We start from the raw sequence: 26,252 nt of genomic DNA on the forward strand, positions 1-26,252 counted from the left end.
GCTCCTTTTTTTATGACTGCATATTACCGGATTTATATTTGATAGTAGTCACGGTACCACTCTACAAAGTTTTTAACCCCGCTTTCTATGGGTGTTTCAGGTTTGTAGTCGACGTCTTTGATTAAGGCGTCCACGTCTGCATAAGTGTCAGGCACATCCCCGGGTTGCAGAGGTAGCAGGTTCATTTCTGCTTTCTTACCAAGGCAGTCTTCCAGGATTTCGATATAGCGTAATAGCTCGCAGGGTTTGTTACTGCCGATATTGTACAGGCGGTAGGGTGCTTTTGACGTGGCGGGGTCCGGGCTGTCGCCATTCCAGTCCTGGTTGGGTAGCGCTACGTTATCCAGTGTTCTGATGACCCCTTCAACAATGTCATCGATATACGTGAAGTCACGACGGTGGTTGCCGTAATTGAAGACATCAATAGGTTCTCCGGCCAGAATTTTGCGAGTAAACAGAAATAGGGCCATATCCGGACGTCCCCAGGGGCCGTAGACGGTAAAGAAGCGAAGGCCAGTAGTCGGTATATCAAAGAGGTGGCTGTATGTATGCGCCATCAATTCATTGGATTTTTTGCTGGCAGCATAGAGGCTAACAGGGTGGTCAACATTGTTATGCACTGAAAAAGGCATGGCAGTATTGGCGCCATAGACCGAACTACTGGACGCATATACCAAGTGTTTGGTGCCGTGGTGTCTACATCCCTCAAGGATATTTAAAAAGCCCGTAATATTGGCATCAATATAAGCTTGAGGGTTTTCGAGCGAATAGCGCACTCCGGCCTGAGCGGCGAGGTTGACCACTTTATCCGGTTGGTGGTCACTGAAAACTTTGTCTATACCTTTGGCATCTTCAATGCCAAGACGAATATCGGTAAAGCCTTTGTGGGGGGTGAGCTTGGCAAGGCGGTCTTTTTTTAGCTGTACGTCATAGTAATCATTGAGATTGTCTACGCCAATGACTTCGTCGCCTCTGGCAAGTAGACGTTGCGCTAATGTAGAGCCGATAAAGCCGGCTGTACCGGTAATTAAAATTTTCATAAATTATTGTTCCTAATACTTTTTATAATCGGCCATCCACTTGTTCTTTGGGTAATATATTTTTCACATCAAAAAGAACGTGCTTGTTATTGCCTAGCGCCCTAATAGCCGAAGCCCCCATTGCGGCGAATTGGTCATGGGCGACACAGAGTATGATGGCGTCATAATGGCCTTTTCGGGGCGAGGCCACCAGATCGTAACCGTAGGTTTCTTGTGCTTCCTGAGCAGAGGCCCAAGGGTCGTGGATGTCAATATTAGCATGATAGGTTTGCAATTGGGCGACAATGTCGACAACCCTGGTATTGCGTAAATCAGGGCAGTTTTCTTTAAAGGTCAGGCCAAGAATCAGTATATTGGCATCTACAATATGAATACGTTTTTGGGTCATGAGTTTAATGACATTGTCAGCCACATAATTGCCCATGCTGTCATTGATACGCCGGCCGGACATAATGACTTCGGGGTGGTAGCCAATTTCCTGAGCCTTATGCGTCAGATAATAAGGGTCAACACTAATGCAGTGGCCACCGACCAGACCGGGCCGAAATGGAAGGAAGTTCCATTTGCTGCCGGCAGCTTCCAATACCTCCAGAGTATCAATATCGAGGCGGTTGAAGATTAGGGCTAGTTCATTAATTAGCGCAATATTAACATCCCGCTGGGTATTTTCGATGACTTTGGCCGCTTCGGCGACTTTGATGCTGCTGGCTTTATGGGTGCCCGCGGTGACGATTCTCTGATATAGCTGGTCAATATAATCGCTGGCTTCGACCGTAGAGCCAGAGGTGACTTTGATAATATTGCTGACTCGGTGTTGTTTGTCGCCTGGGTTGATTCGTTCCGGGCTATAACCAGCATAGAAGTCACGATTAAAGTCCAGCTTTGATAAGTTCTCAATAATCGGGATGCAAATTTCTTCAGTGCAGCCGGGGTAAACGGTTGATTCATAAATCACAATATTCCCCTTCGATATAATGCCTCCAATCAGTTCGGATGCCTTTATAAGGGGGGTTAAATTAGGTTGCTTGTTGTTATCTATCGGCGTGGGCACTGTAACGATATAAATATCGCAATCTTGAAGTTCAGCGGCACTGCTAGTGAAGGACAGGTGAGCCGCCGTCGCCAGTTCTGCTTCGCTGAGTTCCAGGGTGGTGTCATTGCCCGCTTTTAGCTCGTTAATGCGCTGTTGATTAATATCGAAGCCTAGGCATGGCAGGGTTTTGCCGAACTCCGCGGCAAGGGGTAATCCGACGTAGCCGAGACCTATGATCGCGATTTGCGGATGTTCCTTAAATGTCATGTATTACTCCTATAAATATACTGCTTTTGCGCCATCAATAAGTGCGGAGATGGCCCTGTCCACTGGCCTGCTAACGCTGTTGCTGCTGACCACCAAGGGACTCTGTTAGTGCAGGGCTGTTCTATTATAGTCAATGATGACCCAAGAGGTGGCGCGGTCGATATCCAGTGAGGGGCAGATTGGTAAAAGTTGGCAATATTTACTGCTAATTGGTCAATAATTGCTCATTCATTATGTGGGGAGCTTCTCGTTGATTAAAGCTTAATTGGCATAATTACCAGTAAAGATGCAGAGCATTGAATACAGACTATATTAAAATGGTTTAGCGATTAAATAAGAGTGTAATAGATCCTGAGAAACGGGGCTTAATCAATAGAATATTCTGGTTTGGTGGCTCAGGTTCTTTTGCCAATAAATAACAAGTGATAACTCGCGTATAATGGCTTAACACGAGTGATTGGTGCTCAATGAGGGAGTAACTTAGCTAAGTGGCACATATTCAAGTCTTTAATCATCATGTTCAGCTGCCCTATATTTTCTTATCGATTGTAGAATTTTTTGTGCTTGGCCTGACTGCCTATATAGGCTTGGCCTATAGCACCCTCGGTGTCGATCTGTTTTTCTATAGCCCGTCCCCTCAGACAACGCAATATGTACTGATTTACGCCTCTGTCATGCTGTTATCTACCTACGCTATGGGGGTGTATGGTGCCGGTATCTCCGAGGGTTTTGGCAGTATGTTTATCCGGACGGTAGTCAGTTACTGTCTTTTGGGTGCAGCTTCGCTGGTGTTACTTAGTTATGTATTGATAGGCCTGACCGAGAGTCGGGGGGCCTTATTTGCTTCTGCGACCCTATCTTTACTCGGGGTGGCGCTGGTGCGCTGGTTCTTCTATTCGATAGTCGATGCGAGTCAGCTTAAACGTCGTATATTGGTATTGGGTGCAGGTCAGCGTGCCGCCAAGATTATCCAGCGTATTGAGGCTGAGCAGTTTATCGGTAGTGAAATTATTGGATTTATTCCATCTGATCCTGATGAGCCGGTCGTTGACAGGTCTTTGCTGTTAGACCCGGTAGCAGGGCTTAGGGAGTTAGTGGAGCGCCTGGAGATAGATGAGATCCTGGTGGCCATTGATGAGCGCCGTCGCGATAAAGGTAGCTTCTTTCCTTTGCAAGAGCTGCTGGATTGCAAACTGTCTGGCACCCGCATTACCGAGGTTGTTGAGTTTTACGAGCGTGAATTCCTAAGGATTGAGCTGGCAGAGATTACTACTAGCTGGATGTTGTTTCGCAATCAGTTCCGTTATAGCCAAAGCCGTGATAAGACGAAACGGGTCTTTGATATTGCCATAAGTTTGGCCTTGCTGTTCTTGGTATGGCCGCTGATGTTGCTGACGGCTGTTGCGGTATTTCTGGAAACCGGAGCGCCTATTTTTTATTCCCAGCAGCGTGTTGGTTTTAAAGGGAAGATATTTAAAATCTATAAGTTTCGCAGTATGAGGCAGGATGCCGAGAAAGGTGGCAAGGCTGTGTGGGCGCAAGCGAATGATAGTCGGGTGACCCGAGTGGGGGCTTTTATTAGAAATACCCGGCTCGATGAGCTGCCGCAGCTGTTTAATGTGATTAAAGGCGAGATGAGCTTTATTGGGCCCCGCCCTGAGCGACCTGAGTTCGTAGAATCCTTGTCAAAAGAAATCAAACTTTACGATATACGCCATAGGGTGAAGCCGGGTTTGATGGGGTGGGCACAGCTCAAATATTCCTATGGCGCCTCTGTAGATGATGCTGCTAATAAGCTAGTCTATGACCTATACTACGTAAAGAATCACAGTATTCTGCTGGATATATTAATCGTTGTGCAAAGTGTAGAAGTTATTCTGTTAGGTAAGGGAGTTAGATAGTATGAAACGCATACAATCCAATCATTTTTTAGCGGGTTTAGCAGCGTGGTCGTCATGGCTGTTGCTGACTATGGTTGTCTTACTTTCTGCCTGTAGTAGCAATACCTCCCAGCCAATCATGGCACCTGAAGATATTCAGGAATACAGTGCGGAGCCTTATAAAATTGGCGTAGGTGATATCATAAAAGTTGATGTCTGGGGCAACGAGAAATTGAGCCTTGAAGTACCTGTGAGGCCCGATGGAAAAATATCCATGTCGCTGGTAGGTGATGTGTTGGCGGCTGGTTTTACCACAGAGTCGTTGGCTGAGTCAGTGTCAGAAAAATTATTAGAGTATATCAAGAACCCTCAGGTAACCGTTATTGTCACCAACCCCAGTAGCTCAGATTTTCAGCAGCGCATTCGAGTGACGGGTGCGGTGCAAAGTCCGCAGTCAGTCCCCTATAGAAAGGGTATGACTGTATTAGATTTGGTGTTATTGGCAGGTGGCCCCAATGAGTTTGCAATCAGTAATGATTCCAAGCTTTATCGTAAAGTACAGGGGCAGGTTAAGGTCTACCCCATTTATCTGGAAGATATCTTGAGGTCGGGAAAGCTTGATACCAATTATATGTTAGTTCCATCTGACATAGTGACTGTTCCAGAACGATCGTTTTAGGAGGTAGGAAATTTAGAAGATGGAAACTAGCTATTATACAGAGCTTTTAACGGCTGTTGTTCGTGAGTTGATTGAGTGGCGAAATTGGGTCGTTGGGGTATTCCTTGTTGTGGTTTTCACTGTGCTGGGTGTTGGCTTTTTTTGGCCGGAGCGTTATGAGACCAGTGCCATGCTCTACGCTGATGTAACAAATATTATTCAGCCTCTATTGAAAGGCCGGGCCGAGTTGACCGCTATTGATCGATCGGAGCAGGCCAGAGAGCAAATCTATACCCGAAAGATCATGCTTAAAGTCGCTAATGAAATTGGCATGATTGACAGCTTTACCACTGTTGAAGAGCAAGAGGGAAAGATTGCAAGCTTAAGAAAAAACATTGGTATAAAAAATGAGGGGAAGAATTACTTTAGGGTTAATTATTCAAATCATAACCAGGACACCTCCTTTAATGTGCTCAATGCTGTTGTCGATTCTTTTATTAAGGAAACCTCAGAGAAAAGACGAAAGGAAAGTCGTAGTGCTTATGAGTTTATTGAGCAGCAGGTTGTTTCCTATAAGCGTCAGTTGTTATTGGCGGAAACACAGTTAAAAGAATTCAAATCAAAAAATCTGGATGGCGATCAGCGCTCAGTGTCTGCACGAATTAATCAGTTACGTTTACAGATTGAAGAGTTGAAACTTACTATTGGCGAAACAGATGCTAGAGATAAATCACTTCGTGAGCAGATGAAAAATGAAAGCGAGTATCTTTCTGCAAAAAGCAAAGTTGATGAAGAAAAGGCCAGGCTGGCTATGCTAAAAGAGGCTCTTGATAAATTGCGGTTAAGCTATCAAGAAACCTACCCGGATATTGTTACGTTGAAGCAGCAAATTTCAGCTCAGCAATTAGTGATAGATGCTATGAAGGGGTCAGATTATCGTTCAGGGTCCTCGTCTTCAGAGTCAATAGAAAACCCATTATATGAAGAGCTCAGAAAACAGCAGGCCGAGGCCGAGGTTGATTTGCGCAGTCAAAAGAATCGTCTCGCATCCGTTGAGAGAATGTTAGGCGAAGAATATCAGCGGGCTGAAAGAATCGCGTCCAAGGATGCAGAGCTGGCAGAATTAGTGCGAGATTATGATGTTACCCGTGATATCTATGAGGAAATGTTAGGGCGTAAAGAGAAGGCCCGGCTGTCAATGGCTCTGGATGTAGAGGGGCAGGGGGTGAGTTTCAAGATTCAAGAACCGGCGGTATACCCGTTATATCCCTCAGGCACACGGTTTATTCATTTTGCCCTGGTGGCACCCATAGCAGGTTTGTTAGCTGGAATTGGCCTTGTCATTCTTTATGTCATTGTGGATCCACGGCTTAGGTCACCTTCCAAACTGGCAGATTCATTGCCGGATAATATTGAACTGTTGGCCGTGGTTCCGCATATTCGAACTAAATTGTCGGCGCGATTGGTGCGTGTGGATATGCTGGTTTTGTCACTGGTCTGTTTGATTGCTATGTGTATATATGGCGGTTTGGTATGGGGGCGTTTAAGTGGCTACTTATAAGTGGGTGTTAATGTTTCTGAATGAGAAAACCTATGACTGTTGATGCAAGTGATAAAAACGCTGATGGAATCGCGCTAATGTCAGAGGTTACTCTAAAGACTCAGGATGAGCTGGCGGCGTTTAAAATTATTTATCCGGGCATGCCGCAGCGTGATGTCCTAAATACCTTTAGGGATTTACGTACAAAGTTATTGCATAAAACCCAGGGTAGCAACTGTGTATTGTTAGTCAGTTCACTAAGTAGTGGGGCAGGCTCCAGTTTGGTCGCTATGAACCTGGCGACATCCTTTGCGCTGGATGAGCAGAAGACAGCGATTTATATTGATTGCAACTTTGAAGACTCTTTTAGCGAAGAGCTGATAAAAGGAAGTTTTGATGTTGGACTAATGGACTATTTAGATGATGCCAGTCTTGATCTGAAAGATATTATTTACTCTGCCGGAATACCTCGGGTGCGCCTGATACCACCTGGAGCAGGGGATGATTCTTCAGTGGAGCGACTCTCATCTCCCCGTATGGTGGAGTTGATACAATCAGTAAAAGCTCGTTACCCGGACCGTTTTGTGGTGTTGGATGTGCCTCCTGTCGGAGACTCTTCTTTGGCGAGGATTTTGTCTCGGGTATCTGATATGGCGGTGTTGGTCGTGCCTTTTGGTAAAGTGACATCGAATCAGGTTATGGCCGGTGTAGATGCAGTGGGCGAAGAGAAATTTGCCGGATTGGTGTTTAATAATTAAAAGCGAGGTGCTCAGAAGCCTCAGCAAGCTGGCAATAAGCAGAATTATAAGCAGAGCTATCCAGTTTCCCCAGCAGTGGAAATTCGGTCTTATCAATAAAGGGTAATATCATGCCGAGAAATAACAATAGGCTAACAAAAAGTTTTACACATCAGCGTCTGTGGCTTCTTCTAGCTTCCTCCGTCGTAGCTGCAAACAGTTTTGGTCTGGAAATCAATGCCTCTGCGGGCTTGCAGGCAGAGCATAGCGATAATATGACCAAGGTGCCAGCCAATAAGCGTAGCGATTTAAAAAGTACCGTGTCTGCATCTATTAATGCCTTGCATAAAGGTGAAAAACTGACCTTGGACTTAAGTTATCGCGGCGACCATTCAACGTATCAGCAAGATAGTTTTGATGATGAGACCAGAGTCAATGGTAATGGTAGTTTAGTGTACGAACAAATAGACCAGCAGTTGATCTGGACTTTAGAGAACTCTCGAAAAAATGTAATAAAAAATAAAGCACTGAATGATGTCGAGGAGAACCGTGAGGATCGATCCATCTCAAAAGCCAGTGTCGATTTAATATTACGCCCTACTTCGGTGGATAGTATCACCCTTACTCCGAGCTATACCGATATAAAATATGAAGATACAGATGATCAGGACTCTGAGCGAGTTGGTGGGGTGTTAAGCTGGAATCATGCTCTTAGTAAAATCGATAGTTTTGGCTTGCGGGTCAATTATGACGACGTGACCTTTGATAGAGATATATTTGATTATGAGTATTACCTATACACTGTTAATTATCAGGCGCAGTTGGCTAAGCTGAGTTACGCTATAGCCGTTGGCGTTAATGAGTCGAAAAGGGTTAGCGACGATTATGATGGTCAATATATTAAAGCCAATGCGGCCTACAAGCTCAATGCAGGGGTTTTTGATCTGGCTGTATTGCAAGAGCTGACCGATACCTCTCGCGGGACTAATAATGAGGGGGTAAGTGAAAGCTCTTCTGATTTTGAGTTGATTGATGTGTTTGAACGGAGAAATATCGAGCTTAGTTATAACAATCAGGCAATTTGTAATTCCTGTAATATCGAGTTGACCTTAAGTTATGAAGATGAAGACTATGAGTTTCTTCCCCGTGATAATGAAGAGTATCAACTGAGTGTTGGCCTCTCTTATCAGTGGACGCGGTTAATTAGCTTGAATGTCAAAACCGAGTGGCAAGATGTGAGTTTTTCTAATCAAGTGCTTGGTCAGGGTGATTACGAAGGGGTGGCATACCGTACAGGATTGAATTGGCAGGTGGCTGCAAAGCTTTTAACAAGCGTATATATGGCCTATGAAGACAGGGAGTTTGATAGTGGCGTCCGTGATTATGATGAGTTGAAAGGCGGCGTTTCAATAAATTATAGCTTTTAATTTGGTCTCTAATTATGTCAGTCAACGTCGCTAATGCACTTACCGTTGATGTGGAGGACTACTTTCAGGTAGCCGCACTATCTTCAGTGATTAAGCCCCATCAATGGGAGCAATATGATCGCGGTCGGGTAGTGCCCAATACGCAGCGATTAATGGATATGATTCAGCAGGCCGGACATGGCGCTACATTTTTTGTGCTGGGTTGGATTGCGGAGCGTTATCCTGATTTGGTCAGGCAGATTGATAAGGCCGGATTTGAAGTGGCCAGTCATGGTTATTCCCACCAGTTAATATATCAGCAGTCTCCAGCAGTGTTTAGAGAAGAAACTATCAAGAGTAAAAGCCTGCTCGAGGATATTATCGGCAAGCCTGTTCGGGGCTATCGGGCGGCAAGTTATTCAATTACTCCAGCGTCTGAGTGGGCATTGGATATTCTGGCAGAGCTTGGGTTTAGCTATGACTCGTCATTATTTCCGGTAAAGCATGATCGCTATGGTATGCCAGGGGCCAAGCCGCTTCCGCATAGGCTTGAAACGCCATCGGGTGAAACGCTGGTTGAGTTTAGTCTGACCAGCCTGGATATCATGGGCTACCGATTGCCTATCGCTGGTGGTGGCTATTTCCGCCTTTTTCCCTACTGGTTTAGTCAATGGGCGCTGTCAAAACATCTGGCCAGGACAAATAAGCCCTTTGTTTTTTACTTGCACCCCTGGGAAATTGATGTCGACCAGCCAAGAGTTGCTGGCCTGCCGCTAAAGTCGGTCTTCAGGCATTACAATAATTTAGATAAATGTGAAAAAAGATTAAGCACCTTGTTGTCTAAATATCATTTCAGGGATATGGAGACCGTTCTTGAGAGTGAAGGGTTGCTCTCTCGATGCTAATAATATTAGGTGTGGTGATATAGTGGATGTTAAGTCGGTTCTGAAGGGCGAGCACAAAGAAACGGTGTTTAAACCGTTTGTCGGTATTCTATTAATCTTGCTCGCTCTATTTATTGCTTATAGCTCAACATTTAATGTGCTATACCAGCGTTGGATAACATTTGATGAAAGCTTATCTCATGGGCTTTTAATCTGGGTGCTATTTTTCTACCTTATTTGGATTTACTGCCCTTTGCCCAAGGTGGAAAATAACCTTGCTGTAAAATCAGTGGCGATCATACTGCTGGTCGTTTGTTCCTTGCTTTGGTTTCTCTTTAACCAAATACAAATATATATATTGGCGCAGGTGATTTTATTGCCAATATTATTCTTTGCCATTGCCGCTGCCTATAGTTTTGGCTCTGCTATTTATTTGTTAGGCCCTATTTCATTTTTACTCTTTGCGTTGCCGGTATGGGATCATTTAAATAACCTGCTGTTGGATCTTAGCAGTCTGGTGGTTGGCGCTGTAGTGCATTGGATGGGGATTCCTGCACTGGTGGAAGGCAATAATATACTGCTGCCGTTTGGCAGTATGCTAATAGCTGATGGATGCTCAGGGATACGTTATTTTATTGTGTCTATCGCCATCGCCTATTTCTTATGCTGTATCAATGGTTACCGCTGGTCTCACCGATTGCTGGTTCTGGTTGGTGCTGTATTGCTGGGTTTGCTAATCAACTGGATTCGGATAGTCATATTGGTAGTGGTGGGTTATACGAGTGAAATGCAAAGCCCACTGATTGCCGATCATGAGTATTTTGGCTGGGGTTTGTTTATCGTATGCTGTTTCCCGTTTATGTACTTTTTGCCCGTTGTTGATCGCGCAAAGCTGGCCCCGCCCTATGCGGCGGTAAATGTTAAAGGCCTTGCTCTGGCTATCATAATGCTGTTTGCAGGTGCTGCACTCAATGTATTTTTAGAATATGATCCAAAAGCAGAAGCAAAAATTCGTGTTGCTGATTATCTAAGTTGCAGCTTGGTTGAGAATCGCACTCAATGGATGGAAGTTACTGTGCCTTCCGGTGGATTGATTGAGCAGGGTGTGCTGGATTGTAATAACAACATAGTGATACATCATGCCCAATACCAGCGTGACAAAGCCAATGATCGACTAATGCCTTATTTTGCCAGACTTTATAATTATGATACCTGGGTATTGCAGTCTGAAAGTGAACAGCTATTTAGTGGGCAGGCCGTTAACGTTCAATATTTTAAAAGGCTTAATTCTAGTCAAAAGGTCGTCAGGCTATATTGGATGGACGTAGGTGGTTATGTCACGGCTAGTTATTGGAAGGCAAAACTATTACAAATACCTGCTCGCTTTTCCGGAAAAAATGTCTTTTCTATAGTGAATATGCAAGCCCGTTGTCAGTCGGATTGCGCGCAGGAAACCGATCAGTTGGCAGAAGAAGTTAGATACTGGTTAGACAGAAAATTGGAGGATTAAATGGAATTGATGTTTTGGTGGTCAATTATCATACTGTTATATATTTACATAGGTTACCCTTTGTTATTGTTAGTCCTGCCAGCAAAAAAAACCGCCAGTGACTCTGGCGATGATCCGGCGAGTTTTCCTGAGGTTACAATAATTATTCCTGCTTTTAATGAAGAAGACGTTATAGCGGAGACAATAAAAAACAAGCTGGACCTGGATTATCCGCAAGATAAATTAAGTATTATTGTTGTCTCTGACGAGTCCATGGATAATACCGATACGATAGTCAATGATATCGCTGCAACGGATGATAGGGTCAAGTTGATTAGACAGGTTCCTCGAGAGGGTAAGACAGCGGGTCTTAATCTTGCGATGAAGCAGTGCAGTTCAGAGATTGTCGTGTTTTGTGATGCCAATGGTATCTATGACAGGGGTGCACTGCAGCAGTTAACTGCTGTTTTTAAAGACCCTGACGTTGGCTATGTGACTGGCAAAATGATCTATGTTAATTCAGAGGGAAATGTTATTGGTGATGGCTGTAGCGCCTATATGAAATATGAAAATATATTGCGTGAACTAGAGAGTAAAGTGTCATCAGTGGTGGGCGTTGATGGTGGTGTTGATGCAATTCGGCGTGAAATATATCAGCCGATGAGAAGTGACCAGCTTCCGGATTTTGTATTGCCATTAAAAGTCATTCGGCAGGGTTATCGGGTGGTGTATCAGTCGACGGCTTTGTTAAAAGAAAAGTCACTGAGTAATAGTCAATCTGAGTTTTCCATGAGAGCCCGGGTGTCACTAAGGGCATTTTGGGCGATGTGGGATATGAAGGAACTATTTAACCCAGTGGCCTATCGTCTTTTTTCAGTGCAGTTATTTTCACATAAATTATTACGGTATTTTGCCTTTGCTCCTATTATTTTGGTTTTTCTTGCTTCTTTGGCCTTGATCGGTGAGGGCGGTATTTATCTACTGGCTTTGGTTGTGCAGCTAGTGTTATATGTTGTTGCTTGGAATGGTTATAAAAATCAAGATAGCAATAATCGTTTGGTGGCTTTGGTTTACTATTTTTTCTTGATAAATGCTGCCGCTGCGTATGCGTTTTTTAATTTTCTTCAAGGGAAAAAAATCGCTTTGTGGAAGCCGAGATTGGGCTGATATTGAATATATTATAGGACTAAATATTGCCAGATGTTATTATAAAAGGAGAATGGAATGGGAATAAAAACAATCCCACCGCAGTTGCCATAAGCTCCGGTTGTTGTGAATGGTTAAGATAAATTTTATGATTTCTTCTAATGAATAATTCAAAGAGCTTGGACTATTCAGGAAAAATTGACTTCTGGTCGTTTATGGCGGGAGTCTATGTTTTTTCCTGGTTTACTCAGCTGGGCTTAAGAATAGAGTTGCTAGGAGCAATACGTTATGAGTTTATCTTAGGTTTATTTCTGACGCTTGGTGCTTTTTTTCAGCTGTCCAGTCAGAAAATCTATAAATCAGACCGGCCTTTGGTTTCTATCAGTGTTCTATATATTTTATATATGGCTCTCTTTGTAGTTCTTTCAGTAGATGTTCTCTATTCCTGGAATATATATCTTAACCGCGCTTTTAAGTTTTCGCTTATGGCACTTTTTGTTGCGGTTTTTATAGATACGGTACCGAAGCTTAAATTTGTCCTGTTCTGTTATTTTTTGGCAGCACTTAAGGCTGGGCAAGAAGGTTTTTTGGGGTGGTTGAGTGGTTCCTTGGTATGGGAAAATCAGGGTATAAACCGCTTGCATGGTTCTATAAGCATGTACGAGCACCCTAATAATTTTGGCGGTTTTGCTGTTTGCTTGTTTCCGTTTATCTATAATTTCTTTCCTGTCGTCAATAAGCCGATGAAAATAGGGTTGATCTGTCTAGGAGTTTTTGGTCTGGTAATTTTGTTGTTTGCCGGTTCCAGAACGGGTTATGTCGCCTTTGCATTGTTGGTGCTTTATGTTTTAGGAAAAAGATTTAAGCGGGGATTTTTTGGGGCTTTTTTCCTGGCTTCTATATTGATGCTGGTCTCTCTGAATTTTATCCCTGATGAATACAAAGGGCGCTTTGAAAGTATTTTTACTCAAAAAGAGGCTGAGGGTTCTTCTGCGAATACAAGAAAGCAAATTATCTATGATGCTATTGATGTTTTTATTGAACATCCAATGGGTGTGGGTATTGGTGCATTTCCCAAGGTGAGAATAGAGATGTTTGGTGAGTTTCAGGATACTCACAATCTGTATCTTGAAGTGCTGACGAATATGGGGTTTATAGGGCTGCTTATATTTTATCTGTTTGTGAAAAGAATAATAAATGCTAATAGGCATACCCTGTCCAGATTGTCAGATATCGACACCCCTGATGCAAAGTTTATCATTGCCTGTGGCAATGCAGTGATTGCCTATATTGCGGCGAGATTGATTTTAGGCATGTTTGGTATGGATATGTATGAAATTTATTGGTGGTGGGCAATAGGCTTAACTTTGGCGTGCTGTAATATTGCTTATAAGATATATGACTCTCAGCATCGCTAGCGTCAGAGATATTACTAATACCGGTTTCACTGTGAATACATAGTGATCAACAAAGCTGGCAGATCAAGTGCTGTTGATACAATGGTAGGTCGTTTAAAATGGTTGAAAGAAAAATTAGCGTTATTATACCGGCGTATAACGAAGCGAAAACTCTACCGGTGCTGGTAGATAGTGTGCTGCGGTTTCTTGGTGTGCACTTTGAGTTGCAAATTGTCGTCGTTGATAATGGCTCGGATGATGACCTATACGGCGCGCTGCAAGATTATGATTTGGTCTATAAGAGGCTTGACGATAAAGTATACCCCTCAGTGGCCAGAAATATAGGTGCTTCACTGGCTCAGCATCATGTGCTGGTGTTTTTCGACGGCGATACTGAAATTCTGGCGCCCTGGGCCGCCAGGATTGATGATATATGGGGGGAGCTTAGTGCCGATGCTGCTCTGGTCACTGGCGCGAAGTGCATCGTTCCTCACAACCCTTCTTTTCTTGAAAAATATTGGTTTGGTATGCTGGGCGCGCTAGAAGCTCCCGGCTATATTAATGGCTGTAACATAATTACTAATAGAACCACTTTTAATCGTGTAGACGGTTTTGATAGCAGGTTAGAGACTGGCGAGGATGTGGATTTTTCCAGTCGATGCAAGGCGGCTGGTGCGGTAATCAGGCATGATGCCATGTTTAAACTGATACACCATGGTTACCCCAAGTCTCTGAAGGGTTTTATCAATCGAGAAACCTGGCATTCAAAGGGAGATTTTCTGGATTTTAGTCACTTTATTAATAGTAGGGTGGCAGTATTATCTGTGGTTTTTCTGCTTTTACATATTGCGGCGCTGCTGTTTATACCATGGAGTGGCTACTTGTCTGTTTGTAGTCTTGTCTTATTGGTCTTACTCTGCCTGCTCTCATCTTATATAAAGTTTCAGCAAATGGGCTTAAAACAGTTGCTTCTTGGTTCAGTCATTTTTTACTTGTATTTTCTGGGCCGAGCTATTGGTTTTGTACATTATCTACGGGATAAAATAGTTGGCCCTAAGCGCATTATTCAATCGTAATATTATTGGGCGGGTTTGGTGGTACCGGAGCCGTTAAGTTTTCCCCCAGAGTAATCTGGGTGCTAGCTATTGAGACGTCATTGTTGTCGATAATATGTACGAATACGGTATCCCCATGGTTAAAAGAGCCATAGTTAAGCTCAAACGTTAGCTCGGTATCTGTCCAGGAGGAGGGGAATTGTATTTCTCTGTGTGCACATTGTACCCAGTTTTCAGACTCACAAATCTCTAGACGCTTTTTCTCGCCATGCTGGACATAGAGGTCTTCGATATAAACATCAGCGTTGTTATAGCCGTTACCAAAATAATTTTGCAGGATCAGGTAGCGGTAGCGATCAAAAGGATCGGTATAGTTTGCCATATTGGGTGCGGTCCAGCCCCGGTAATTTTTCATTTCCGGATTGAAGGGTGCCGTTACAAAATTCCTGTCATGGGTAGTAATATCTAATATGCCGTCGTCTACATTGTAGTTAGACATCGTGAGAGAAGCTTCTACTCTGGTCCATTCTCCCTGCCCATGATTAGGAAAATTATCCCACGGTTTTTCGAGATAATAGCGTGGCAGGTTGCCATCATCCGTTGTGTGCATAATGGCATATTGCATCGTTGTCCAGTTGGAGCGAACGATTTCGCCCGTGTGGTCACTAATGTTGTCGGTATTACTCACGCGCCACATTTTCCATTGCCCTTCACTTTGCTCACTATTCATTTTTACCCAGTAGGTAAAGTAAATTTGCGAGCCGGGCTCCAGTTGTTCGCCAAAATCATAGACCAGGGTGGCATTCTTGTATGCACCGAGGTCCTGGGCATTACCGGTAATAACGGGTTCTCCATCAACACGAGAGTGTTCCCCTTCATAGACATAAAGGTCTGAACGAACGCCACCACCATAACTAAAGTTATTGACATTATTCGCCAGCTTCTCGCCTGGTTGGCCGGTTTTCTGGGGGGAGGTTTTATTGCCCATGACGCCAATATCTAACAAATGGCTGCCCATACCACTGCCTTCTAGCGTGATGATTTCACCATCCTCTAATAGGCCGGTTGCCTTTATCTCCGCCATAGCAGATGAAAAGGGTATAAGGCATAAATTTATTAGAGCTATTGATTTTAATGTATTTAACGAAGCTTTCATTTTGGTACCTACTATTGAATCCAGGCTAATAGATTATTAGTGCTTCTGGAGCACGGGCTTGTAAAGACATGGCCAATATAAAGATAGTATAGATGACATCACTATTTACACAGTGATCACCGTCACAAATTGTTAGCGGTTTTACCAGAACGTGATCCAATGCCATATTCCATCGGTAAACACCTAGGGTGGCTAGGTTTTAGGGAACAACCGGTGCCGTATCCGTTGCAGTAATGAGCCTTCGTAGAGTTTCCAAAATGTCATGGTAATGGTTTGCCAGCTGCGTAGCGGGAACCAGATCAGCAAGGGTGTAAAGAAGCGACTGGAGGCCATTTCAATACGCTGTATCAGTGTGGATTTTGGAAAGATATTTTCAAGAAAATCATTGACTTGCAGGTCAAGTACCAGATGAACTCTTGGTTCTGTGCCGTCATTTTTCACATAGTGTTTTTTAGTGAAATTGACATAGTGTAAGCGGCCTTCGCTAAGGTGGTAGTTAGTGCCGTTAACCGTAAAAATGACTTTATCGTTAGTGACGATGGGGATATGCAGGCGAACCTGCCCAAAGGCATAGTCGGAAACCTCATTAAAGGTATCACGGTGCTCCCGAATAATGGTTCCTGGCATTAATTTCATAATGCGGATGCGGCCATGGGGGCATTTAAAGTTGTCTAACAGTTCTTTGAGGTAGGGAAGTTCGTCGACATACTGGGTTCTTTTATAGTGACCAAATTGCCCAATACGCTGTGAGTTTTCATTGTCCGAGCTGCCATCATGAGTAACCAGAGGGATGGTGGTCCAGCCATCAGCGAGGGCGGTATCATAGTGATCCAGCCACTGCTTATCTTCGAGTTGTTTGATCTCCAGGCGCAGTCTATCAAGGTCAATAGTGAAAGGTAGTCTTTCTGTGAGGTCGTAATATTGATACATAAATAGAGCGTCCTTCAAGCCGCGATATACTAGGTCCGTTAATGATTTCCAGCTTTTTTCCTGATGAGTAATGCTTTGATCAGTTCCAGTTCTCGCTTTGATAATATCACCAGCGCCGCCACCAGATGTGAGCTGATAATCATGACTGTAGCGGTGATGATGCCGATCAAATCAAGCGCAGAGTTTTGTGGATATAGTATCGTTGCTGTATATGAAATCAATAGTGATATTACTGTGAAAATAGCACATTTTGGTAGCAGGGAGGCGCTGTTAATCGATAGGTTTTTTGGCATCAGTAAGGGCAGGATAATCAGCCGGCCCAGCACATAAGGCGTTGCTACTGCTGCTGCTGCCCCTGTGATGCCGTGCAGGGGGACAAGAATCCAGCACAGGGCAACAGATAGCAGTGTTTCAGCCAGGGCAATCCAGGCGCTTAGGTTGTGTTGATTGGTGGTCATTAGCAGGCTTTGTAAGGGGCTGCTGACATAGGCTGCCAGTCGGCCTGATGCAAGAATGAGTAAGCAGATCGTTGCTTCATGGGCGCTAAACTCCGGTCCCATCCAAAGGCTGATAAAGCTTTCCCCGACAATAAAAAACCCCGATAAGGTAATCATACTCAAGACAAGGTTGGCTTTTATAAATAATGAGATGCTGTCTTGTAACCTAAGGTAATCTTTCTTGGTGTAATACTCGGTCAGTATGGGGGAGGTAAACCCTGTTGCCTGAACCAGAAACTGCATCGCATAATCAGCTAGTCGGATACCGACATAGTAGGTGGTTAGTATCGAGTTAGATAAGAAATAAGCAATAAACCATATGTCCATTTTGTCGCGTAATATATTGGAAATATCAATGATCAGTACCCACTTACTGAAGTGTGACATATCAATCAGTGTTTCTTTGTTGATATATTTTTTTCCATAAGACAGCTCTTTAAATAGTTGATGGGTGAACCACATAAAGATAGAGGTACTGATCAAGCCAGTGACAAACATAATAATGGCCATAGTGATGATGCCGTGACCATTTGACAGAAAATAATAAATCAGGGCAGCATCTATAACACTTTTGCAAAGCCGTGTTTTGGCTACAAAATCAAAACGCATATAGGCATTGACAATGCCGGGGTATGCTTTGGATGGAAAGTCCAGCGCCAGAGAGGTGCCAAGAATAATTAGCACGATTTGAGTCAGTGACACCTGTTCAGTATTGTCCATAATAGACTCGATACCGAACAGTGCGACCAGATAAGTGACAATAACAACAACCAAGCCTAAAGCAATATAGATTAATAAAGATGTGTTAATCACTACATTTGCTTGATGAGGGTCATTCTCATGGATGCTTTTTGAGACATAGCGGGTTACGGCTTGAGAAAAGCCTAAGTCGAGAATATAAAAGCTGGCCACCACGCTGCCTATAACAATCCATAGCCCATAGAGATCTGTGCCAAGGGTGTTGATTAAAAACGGCATCATTAAGAAGCCAATAATAACCACTACCAGAGTTTGCAGTATGCGAAAGCCTGAGCCTTTCAGGATTAAGGAGGCTTTAGAGGTCATGGTCTAAGACCCTGTAGCTTGTTTTTTATTAGCCGGTGCGTGTTGACTAATTGATACAGCGGTTTATTCATGAGACTAATCGAGTAAAGTTCTGTCGAAGTTGTTGAGATAAGGCTTTTATAAGCGCTGTTTTTACCACGGCCTGCCATCAGGTCATAAGCTTGATGTTGCCTTAGGGACTCTTCAATAGCATGGCCCAGCATGAGTGAGCCGACTGCCAGATTAGAGTTCTCCAGGCTTTTAAAGCACGATTGAAAATTATAGCGTCGACCTTGCCAGCTAATGTCGAAGAGGGTGGCGATGACTTCTCCATTAAGGGACATGGTTTGCATGATTGGCAGGCCATTCTCCCGGATTAAGTCAGTCATAAAGCTCTGTAGAAAAGATTGTGTTCTGTCCGAATAGCAGGGTATGCCCCAGCGCAGCCGATGGAGTTGATTATGGGCACTGAAAAAAAGTGCCGCGTCCTCGACCGGATAGGTTGTCAGCTCAACTTTGCCAATGGCATCAAGTTTTTTGCGTTGATTAAAATAGCTTCGTCGAGTCGATGCAGAGAGTGTCGATAAATAGGTCTCGAATTCAGTGGGTTCGATTGAATAGGCCTGCTCTTTTTTCTGGATAAACAGGTGTCTTGAATACCTGGACGCGACCTGGCGCAGGCTGTCACTGGGATTTAATGAGGTATCAATATCCGCAATGCATATTTGATGAGGGTTGAGGCGCTTTATTTCGTCAGCAAAAGGGGCGTTGTCAGACATCAGCATATTGTGATTTAAATACTCGGCACGGGGAGTGTCAATTTTAGCATAGGGCATACCCGCCAGACATAAGCTGTTAACAGGTAAAACGCCTTTTAATTGGGCCGTTGTCAAATAGACATAATCCAAAGGGTCTTTTCGGCCGCCAAGGTCTATAAGCTTTAACGCGGGGTCGTTACCATAGGTTTCTATCCAGGCCTGTAGCCAGGGAGTTGACCTAAATAGCGTGCGAGAAGTTGGATGGCTCACTTTATCTTAAGCCCTCTAATTGCTGGAGATAATAGTTTTGATGGGCTTGAACGCAATACTCCCAGCTATATTTTTTCTCGACAGTATCGCGGGCATTCTGCGCGAGTTGATGTCGAAGCTCCGGGTGTTTTATCAGGTTTAAAATTTGATCTGCAAGTTGTTGGTGATCTCCTGCCTCAACTAAAAGTCCAGTAGTTGTATGCTCAACTAATTCGGGGTTGCCACCAACGTTGGTCGCAATGGTGGTGACACCTTTAAACATATATTCAATGATAGCGTTGCTTAAGCCTTCTGAGTCTGAGCAGATAATGCCGATATCAATATCATTTAAATAATCAGGGATATGACTAATGCGGCCGGTAAAAATTATCTTATCTAAAACCCCCAATTCTCTGGCTTGTTGTTCAAGGTCAGAGCGCAGATGGCCTTCACCAATAATATGCCAGCGGATATCCGGATGGTTTTCAGATACCAGGGCTGCGGCTGCAACAAATAGGTCAAATCGTTTGACCTGTCTTGTCATATTGCCAACCATTGCAATATTGGCAACACGGTCTCGAGCTTGGGAAAAGGGCAATGTGTTCTGGTCGAGACCATTAGGGAAAATCGCCATTTTCTCCATTGGTATAGCGTAGGCTTGATGAAAGTGCCGGGCAACAATCTGCGCGTTGGCAATATGCCCTGTCATTACGTGGTTGATACGTTTGAGCACAAAATTTTGTAGAGTGCTTTGCCAAAATCCCATATCTCTGAAACAGGAAATTCTGACCGGCACATTGGCCAGTTTTGCAGCTGCGCCCGCTAATATTGTCGAATCCTGAAAAAAGGTTTGTACAATACTAATATTCTGGTTGTTGAGATATTTGGTCAGTTTTAACCCTGTTAGAAACCCCTGAGGGGCAAAAATTTTAGATGTAGGCCAGTGTAGGTGAATACAGTCCTCGGGTATTAAGTCGCTATCGGACTCTCGAATCGTTAATAAATGGGGCTCAAAGATAGTTCTATCCAGGTGCTTGATCAGGCCGATAAGTTGTAGCTCCGTACCCCCTCGGACTAGTTTATCAATACAGAATAGAATTTTTATTTTATTCATGGTTGTTGGGCCGCAAGTCGAGAAGAGTTCGATAAAGCGTCTGGTAGTTGTCAGTCATAGCTCTGGCTGAGTAGTGCTCTTCCATCATCTGGTAGGCTTTGTCAGTAAATTGGCTGATTTTTCCAGATGTGTCTAGTGCAACAGTTAAAATCTTATCAGCCAGTTGCTGGGGTTTATCGATATCAATAATTAATCCGGAATCATTGTCGACAATTAATTTCCCAATATCGCCCACTTGGGTGGTGATGATGGGCGTTTTTGCGGCAGCAGCCTCTAACAGGCTGATAGGCATCCCTTCATCAATGGATGGCATGGCAAAAGCGGTGGAGATATTGAGTAGGGCAGGGATATCGTCGCGAAAGCCTAAGAAATGGACGTGCTCAGAAATCGCTAAGTGGTCAGCTTGTGCCAACAAGTCTTCTTTTAACTCACCCTCACCCACTATTAGCAATTCTACCGGGTGTCCCTGATGTCTTAATAAGGCAGCAGCCTCCAGTAGTGTTGATTGCGATTTTTGTTGAGTCAGCCGTGCAATATTGGAGACTACAATATCGCTGTCCGAAATATTCAGTGCTTTCCTTAATAGATCGCCATCCTTTTTCTGCTTGGCAAAGTCGGCTATATTGATACCGTTTTTAATAATCTTAATTTTCTCTGTAGCAATACCTTTAGAAGAGAGTTCTTCACCTATCTCTTCGGATACGCCGATAATGTATGAAAAATTCCGGTGCTTATAAAACTGTTTTTCAAGGGCTACCATAACCCGCATTTTAATCGGGCCCTGATTGGGGTTGAACCAGAGATGACAGGTTGCTGTTATGGCTATGTCAGTAAATAGTGAAATAAAGAAAGCCAGTACCGAGGGTTTATAGCCATGAGAGTGAATAATATCAATGCCTGATCTTTGAAAAGCTTTGCCTGCTAAAAGGGCATCATAGGCTATCAATGTATTTCTGATGGGAACTTTAATGGCATCGATATTCAACGCAAGAGCGGCGTCATAGAGATCATTGTTATCCTGTTCGCTATTAACGATGCAGCCAATAATCGGTGTAAATTCCTGATTTGAGCGCATATGCTGAGACAGGTTTAATATGACTTTTTCAGCCCCATACACGCCTCCGCTATCTATTAGGTGTAAAACTTTTTTGTTGTTATTGTGTGGCATTATTGCGTGCCTGCTCTTGCCAATAACAGCTTAAATTGTTTCAGGCTGTCTGGTGCAGGTATCCTGCCCAGTTCAAACTTTCGGCTTTTATCGATAGAGCGATTAATGGCCAGAACACCATACTGATAGTTAGTCTCTTTAGCGATAGAGAGGACGGTATTGTTAATATCTTCTGACCGCCCGTTTGGATAGCAGATACCGTTGGGTCTTTTGCCAATCTGTTCTTCAATTCTATGCATTGAAAGCAGTAGTTCCCGTTCAATGTCTTGATCATCCAGATTGGAAAGTACTGGGTGTGTAATGGTGTGACTGCCAATATCAAGTCCCTGCTCAGACATGTCTTGTAAGTTGCGCCACGTCAGTGGGCGGTAATCATTGGTGGGTTGCTCTGGTGGAATAACTTCCAGTTGTGCAAAAAGGTGTTGGAAGATTGAATCGCGTTCAGTCGTGGATAGTGGCAATAATATATCGGCAATTCTACTCCAGGCTGTTTGTATCTCATGTTTACCCAGCCGTATTTCGCCAAGTATAGGGTGAGAGATAATGCTTTTATGGGTGTTGTTGAGTAAGTACCGAAGGATGTCTGGCCATAGCCATTGTTTGCCATCAATAAACCCTGTCGTTATATAAAGGCTTGCGGGTAGTTGCAGTTGGCGAAGGATTGGCCAGGCCTTATGATAAAAATCACCATAGCCATCGTCAAAGGTAATGGCTACAGAGTATGGCTCTACCGTATTGTTGTTAAGTCTCTCTAATAACTCATCAATCGAGATGACATTATAATTTTGCATCAGATACTGCATTTGTTGTTTAAAAACGCCCGGTTGAATGGCGCCTGATTCCGGGCGGTTTAGAATACGGTGATACATCAGTATGATAGGTTGGGAGCGTTTTATATAACGCATGGCGGGTAAGATACCGCTATATAGCACGATGTTTTTTGATAGCGCCTTCAGACTATTTGAGCTGACTATTTTTTTGCTATAAGTTGCCAGATTTGAACCGGGAGTGTCTAGCTCTTCATAAATATCGGTGAAATCCTTGACCACTTCATTGAAGCTGAATTTATTAATGGCATGTTTTAGTGCCGCTTGCCCCATCGTTGCCCTGTCTTCTGGATGAGTCAGTAGTCGGTTAATGGCTGTTGCCAGCTCTGCTTCGGAGTGAACAATCAGCCCGGTTCTATTGTCTTCAACGCTTTCCAGGGCAACACCATCCATATACGTTACAATAGGTGGTATGCCGCAGGCCATTGCCTCAATAATCACATTGCCAAAGCCCTCCTTTCTGGATGGGAGAACAAATAAATCAGCCAGCTTCATATATTTATCGACTTGATCGGAAGCCCCTTGAAACTGAACGCTTAGCTGTTGCTCGCTGGCAAGTGCTTGCATTTTTTCTGCAAAAATACTGAATTCCTGTGTCTCAAATTCATTGGGTCCTACCAGAAGAAGTTTGGCTTTGGGGTTGTTCGCCATAACTTTCGGCCAGGCCTCTAGCAGAATATCGACACCTTTACGTTCAAGAATCGCGCCAACGAACAACACATATTGTGCATCTTCGTCCAATCCGAAGTCCCGTCGTAACGCTTGCTTTTCTTGAGTGGATACAGGGCTGAATCGTTGTGTGTCGACACCCTGGCGCACTTTGGTGACTTTGTTTACGTCAAATTTCAGTTCATAGCAGGATTCTTCAATGGCTTTAGAGATAACCATAAAGGCATCTATTTTTCGTAATACTTTAAACCTCACATTCATAAATCGATAGGCGGTGGATATGGACTTAGGGTCGTCGGCACCCAGTAAGACCATTTGCATAATTATTTTCTTATTAAATAATTTGCAAAACAGGGTTAGTAGGCAGTATTCATCGACATGACCACTAAACTGGAAATAATCATATTTGTGCCTGTTGCTCCACAAAAATAATAATATCCTAAGAGCCATTTTCATTTCATGGAATTTGGCATTGGGTTGGTAGGGTATACGATTAACTTTAATGTTATCAATATAATCTGTTTTAGGCAGGTGACCATAATCCAGTGTCAGCAGCTCGATGGAGTAACCCTTTTTAATCAGGTAAGGGAATAAAGCCCTGAGATAGATGCCGTGGCCAGAAAATAATGGGGCATATTCATGTATAAAAAATAAGACACGCTTGTTTTGTTTCATTAGCTGGGCCTACTTGTCCTTTATGGTATTGATTTCATCTAGAATTAATGTGATGCGTTTTTCCCATGAGTTATCAAAGGCAAGTTTAACTCTGGCCTCAGTCTCACCATTGTCACCTGCCAACGAGTCGTCTATTGCTTCGAGGAACTCGCCATGGCTGTGTGCAATTGAAATAACATCGGCCAGTTTATCAGCCCCTGAGGTGTTGGTTGTGACCAGTGGTTTGCCACTGGCAAGGTAGTCATAGAGTTTAATGGGGTCATTGCCATTGGTATGTTCATTAATTAAGTTAGGTAGTATGCAGACGTCAAAATAGTTATAAACACTATAGAGTTGAGTGTATTGACGAGGTGGTAATATATAAACATTGTTATTGCTCTCGGCTGCCATGCCAAGTGGATGCTCATCCGTCGATGGCCCCATAAAAACAAAGTTGTAATCCGGCCTGCTTTTAGCCATATAGTCGATTAATTCACTGTCCAGTCGCGTTGGGTTAAGCCAGCCTATATAGCCTATAATCGGGCCGGATAGAGCTTCCAGTTCTGCTATAGTAGCCAGTGTGCCGGGCTGCTTGAAGGTGAAATAATTGGTTGCATTGGGTACTTGCAGAACATGCTTGGCAATAGTTTTTGCCTGTTGGCTCAGTTTTTCATTGATAGTTAAAACTATATCAGCGGTTTTTAAATAATAGTCTACGGATTCAGTAATTTTCCTTTTATTGTCTTCGTTGCTTTCGAAGGCTGAAAAATCATCAGACCAATCAAAAATCTTAATATCTGCCTTTTCCCATGTGGGTCTTGTCAGGGTATGCATCGCCGATGCGTAGTCATTGGCAATCACTATAGTTTTTTTATTGCCTATATTGATGATTTTGAAAAAAAGCCTTTTGATAATGTGTGTGAGTGCTTTGAAGCGTAAGCTAAAAGGAAAGAATAGAGGCGTATATACCCTGTGTCCTTGCCGATTTTTTGGACGCACAAAGGACCAGTTGTATCTTCTTGGGGGGCTTAGCTCATGCTTTGGGTCTGTCAGTAGTTTTCCCAGCCAGACACCAGAGTTGACGTAATAAGATTTTTCAATATAGCTTTGTTGTGCAATGTGGTGGAAGATGGTTTGATTTCTCTTCCAGTAGTCTGACCATGGGTTGTAGCCAAAGTTAATCAGTTGGTACTGCTTGTTGTTCTTCATGGCCTTACATCGACTTGCAGGTTGCAAATGGAGAATCTGAACTTGCCGTTTTTAAGTTGGGGTATTGATGGCACGTCATTGATAATAAGCTCGACCTTGTCGCCAAAAACATCGGCTAATTCCTGCTTGAGAGCGGTATCGGTATGGTCGTTATACTCATGGCCTTTTACCCGATTGATCTCAAGTGACTCAAGACTATTTTGTACAAGTTGCATCTGCTCAATGCCGGGGATTTTAGTTAGGGTCCTTTCGATAAGCGAAATACCTGATACTTGTCCGCCACTATCTGTTTTAAGAAAATCAGCGACACGGCCTTCCAGTCTTTCTAGAAAGGGGAGTTGTCTTCCGCAGGGGCATTGGCGATTAGACAGTACGCCGACATCCTCTACACGGTAGCGAATTAATGGCATGCCAAAATTATTCAGGTCTGTAATCACCAGTTTCCCGGGCTGTCCCTGTGGCACGGGCTTGTCATTATCATCCAGACACTCGACGATGACATGGCTGCTGTTTATATGCATGCCCTTATGCTGCTCACATTCGCAAGCGATAAGCCCAACTTCCTCACAGCCATATCGGTTGGTTACAGCTTGTTTGAACACCTGCTGTATGATTTCTCTTTCGTTATCCAGCAGCATCATAGAGGTGGCAATAATCCCCTTGAATGGCGGCGCCTCGATGTTGTTATCGACAATATACTTAGCCAGGATATAAATTGAATGGGCATGGCCAAAAAGAATGTCAGGTTTAAAACTCTGGCATTCGACAAGAAAGTCTTTAATGCTTTCCTGATCGATCTTCATGGTGTCCAGGCAGATGCTTCGTTCAAGCAGAGCAGATCGTAAGCGCTTCTTCAGCGTGTCGGCTGTTGGAGGATTTCCCCATAGCGCTGCCGTTTTATAGCCTGGTTTCCAGCCGGCCCAGCTGTCTGCGAAGTTTTGAGCGCCATTTCTCTTTTGCTGGCAGAGCTTGTCGAAGTACAGGTTTAATGACGTGCCTGTTGAGCCGCCCGTTTTAGCCATGACCAGTTCTTCGATGTTGTACTGGTTGCTAATAAAATGTGCAGTATTTTCCCGCAGTTCTATTTTTGTGGTTACCGGGATTTCAAGCAGCACCTCTAGCGTGTTGGTTTTTTCTATGTCGATATGCTTTAGCCGTTCGCTATACCAGGGGCTGGTTTTTTTGGCATGGCCTAGAATGTGTTTTAACTTTTCCAGCTGAATAGCTGCAATGTCTTCTGGCGACAGCCATTGTTGCTGCGCCAGTGATTTCGTGGTTTCAATTCTATTGTTACCCTCTTTAAATTCCCAGAGCTGGTAAACTCCCCAGGCAATAAAATTGTCAATCTGCTTTAGCATCTGGATAACCTTTGTCCGTATATTGCTTCTTACTTGAAGATGCTGTTATTAAATATAATGGCGTAAATATATGTAGATTTTTCGCTT

Annotated in this window: 21 protein-coding genes; 10 read left to right on the forward strand and 11 right to left on the reverse strand. The window is 43.6% G+C overall.

Annotation, left to right across the window (positions count from 1 at the left end; all coding sequences use genetic code 11):
- Positions 1-32 precede the first annotated feature (32 nt).
- Both BST96_RS10445 and tviB read right to left on the reverse strand, forming a co-directional pair.
- Positions 33-1,040 carry an NAD-dependent epimerase gene (locus BST96_RS10445; RefSeq protein ID WP_085758649.1) on the reverse strand — a complete coding sequence of 336 codons (1,008 nt, stop codon included), beginning with the start codon at positions 1,038-1,040 and terminating at the stop codon, positions 33-35.
- 22 nt (positions 1,041-1,062) lie between these two features.
- The gene (gene tviB, locus BST96_RS10450) at positions 1,063-2,340 is read right to left on the reverse strand and encodes a Vi polysaccharide biosynthesis UDP-N-acetylglucosamine C-6 dehydrogenase TviB (protein ID WP_085758650.1); all 1,278 of its coding nucleotides are present in this window, start codon (positions 2,338-2,340) and stop codon (positions 1,063-1,065) included.
- A gap of 488 nt (positions 2,341-2,828) precedes the next feature.
- On the opposite strand from tviB, the gene BST96_RS10455 reads away from it, so the two are divergent.
- The 10 genes from BST96_RS10455 (at position 2,829) to BST96_RS10500 (ending at position 14,553) form a co-directional block, all read left to right on the forward strand.
- Complete coding sequence (locus BST96_RS10455; RefSeq protein ID WP_085758651.1) at positions 2,829-4,241, forward strand: TIGR03013 family XrtA/PEP-CTERM system glycosyltransferase; 1,413 nt, start codon at positions 2,829-2,831, stop codon at positions 4,239-4,241.
- Between the two features lies 1 nt (position 4,242).
- Positions 4,243-4,899 carry an XrtA/PEP-CTERM system exopolysaccharide export protein gene (locus BST96_RS10460; RefSeq protein ID WP_085758652.1) on the forward strand — a complete coding sequence of 219 codons (657 nt, stop codon included), beginning with the start codon at positions 4,243-4,245 and terminating at the stop codon, positions 4,897-4,899.
- A 19-nt stretch (positions 4,900-4,918) separates the two neighbouring features.
- Entirely contained in the window at positions 4,919-6,439 is a 1,521-nt protein-coding gene (locus BST96_RS10465) for an XrtA system polysaccharide chain length determinant (RefSeq protein WP_085758653.1), read from the forward strand.
- Between the two features lie 32 nt (positions 6,440-6,471).
- Positions 6,472-7,176 (forward strand): P-loop NTPase family protein, encoded by a 705-nt coding sequence (locus tag BST96_RS10470; RefSeq protein ID WP_240554781.1) that lies wholly within the window; start codon positions 6,472-6,474, stop codon positions 7,174-7,176.
- Positions 7,177-7,286: 110 nt separating this feature from the next.
- Positions 7,287-8,582: a porin family protein gene (locus BST96_RS10475; protein ID WP_085758655.1), complete on the forward strand. Its 1,296-nt coding sequence runs from the start codon at positions 7,287-7,289 to the stop codon at positions 8,580-8,582.
- Between the two features lie 14 nt (positions 8,583-8,596).
- Complete coding sequence (locus tag BST96_RS10480; protein ID WP_085758656.1) at positions 8,597-9,466, forward strand: XrtA system polysaccharide deacetylase; 870 nt, start codon at positions 8,597-8,599, stop codon at positions 9,464-9,466.
- Positions 9,467-9,602: 136 nt separating this feature from the next.
- Positions 9,603-10,955 (forward strand): exosortase/archaeosortase family protein, encoded by a 1,353-nt coding sequence (locus BST96_RS10485; protein ID WP_240554941.1) that lies wholly within the window; start codon positions 9,603-9,605, stop codon positions 10,953-10,955.
- A 60-nt stretch (positions 10,956-11,015) separates the two neighbouring features.
- Complete coding sequence (locus BST96_RS10490; protein WP_240554782.1) at positions 11,016-12,101, forward strand: glycosyltransferase family 2 protein; 1,086 nt, start codon at positions 11,016-11,018, stop codon at positions 12,099-12,101.
- A 140-nt stretch (positions 12,102-12,241) separates the two neighbouring features.
- A complete protein-coding gene (locus tag BST96_RS10495; RefSeq protein WP_085758659.1) occupies positions 12,242-13,498 on the forward strand; it encodes an O-antigen ligase family protein in 1,257 nt (418 codons plus the stop codon).
- Positions 13,499-13,596: 98 nt separating this feature from the next.
- Positions 13,597-14,553, forward strand: a complete 957-nt coding sequence (locus tag BST96_RS10500) for a glycosyltransferase family 2 protein (protein ID WP_085758660.1) — start codon at positions 13,597-13,599, stop codon at positions 14,551-14,553.
- Here BST96_RS10500 and BST96_RS10505 read toward each other — a convergent pair.
- The 9 genes from BST96_RS10505 to BST96_RS10545 all read right to left on the reverse strand — a co-directional run bounded on the left by BST96_RS10505 (position 14,540) and on the right by BST96_RS10545 (position 26,165).
- The gene (locus BST96_RS10505; protein ID WP_085758661.1) at positions 14,540-15,616 is read right to left on the reverse strand and encodes a hypothetical protein; all 1,077 of its coding nucleotides are present in this window, start codon (positions 15,614-15,616) and stop codon (positions 14,540-14,542) included. The two genes, BST96_RS10500 and BST96_RS10505, sit on opposite strands and share 14 nt — an antisense overlap.
- 264 nt (positions 15,617-15,880) lie before the next feature.
- Entirely contained in the window at positions 15,881-16,618 is a 738-nt protein-coding gene (locus BST96_RS10510) for an aspartyl/asparaginyl beta-hydroxylase domain-containing protein (RefSeq protein ID WP_085758662.1), read from the reverse strand.
- 38 nt (positions 16,619-16,656) lie between these two features.
- A complete protein-coding gene (locus tag BST96_RS10515; protein WP_085758663.1) occupies positions 16,657-18,180 on the reverse strand; it encodes a lipopolysaccharide biosynthesis protein in 1,524 nt (507 codons plus the stop codon).
- Positions 18,177-19,187 carry a GNAT family N-acetyltransferase gene (locus tag BST96_RS10520; protein WP_085758664.1) on the reverse strand — a complete coding sequence of 337 codons (1,011 nt, stop codon included), beginning with the start codon at positions 19,185-19,187 and terminating at the stop codon, positions 18,177-18,179. The genes BST96_RS10515 and BST96_RS10520 overlap by 4 nt, the downstream gene beginning before the upstream one ends.
- A 1-nt stretch (position 19,188) precedes the next feature.
- Positions 19,189-20,280: a glycosyltransferase gene (locus BST96_RS10525; RefSeq protein WP_085758665.1), complete on the reverse strand. Its 1,092-nt coding sequence runs from the start codon at positions 20,278-20,280 to the stop codon at positions 19,189-19,191.
- Complete coding sequence (locus BST96_RS10530) at positions 20,273-21,448, reverse strand: glycosyltransferase (RefSeq protein WP_085758666.1); 1,176 nt, start codon at positions 21,446-21,448, stop codon at positions 20,273-20,275. Before BST96_RS10530 ends, BST96_RS10525 begins: the two co-directional genes overlap by 8 nt.
- Positions 21,448-23,619, reverse strand: a complete 2,172-nt coding sequence (locus tag BST96_RS10535) for a glycosyltransferase (RefSeq protein WP_085758667.1) — start codon at positions 23,617-23,619, stop codon at positions 21,448-21,450. The genes BST96_RS10530 and BST96_RS10535 overlap by 1 nt, the downstream gene beginning before the upstream one ends.
- Positions 23,620-23,628: 9 nt before the next feature.
- Positions 23,629-24,807, reverse strand: a complete 1,179-nt coding sequence (locus BST96_RS10540; protein ID WP_085758668.1) for a glycosyltransferase — start codon at positions 24,805-24,807, stop codon at positions 23,629-23,631.
- Positions 24,804-26,165, reverse strand: coding sequence for a phenylacetate--CoA ligase family protein (locus tag BST96_RS10545; protein WP_085758669.1), 1,362 nt, complete (start codon positions 26,163-26,165; stop codon positions 24,804-24,806). The genes BST96_RS10540 and BST96_RS10545 overlap by 4 nt, the downstream gene beginning before the upstream one ends.
- Between the last annotated feature and the right edge of the window lie 87 nt (positions 26,166-26,252).

The organism is Oceanicoccus sagamiensis (genome assembly GCF_002117105.1).
Classification (GTDB): domain Bacteria; phylum Pseudomonadota; class Gammaproteobacteria; order Pseudomonadales; family Dasaniaceae; genus Oceanicoccus; species Oceanicoccus sagamiensis.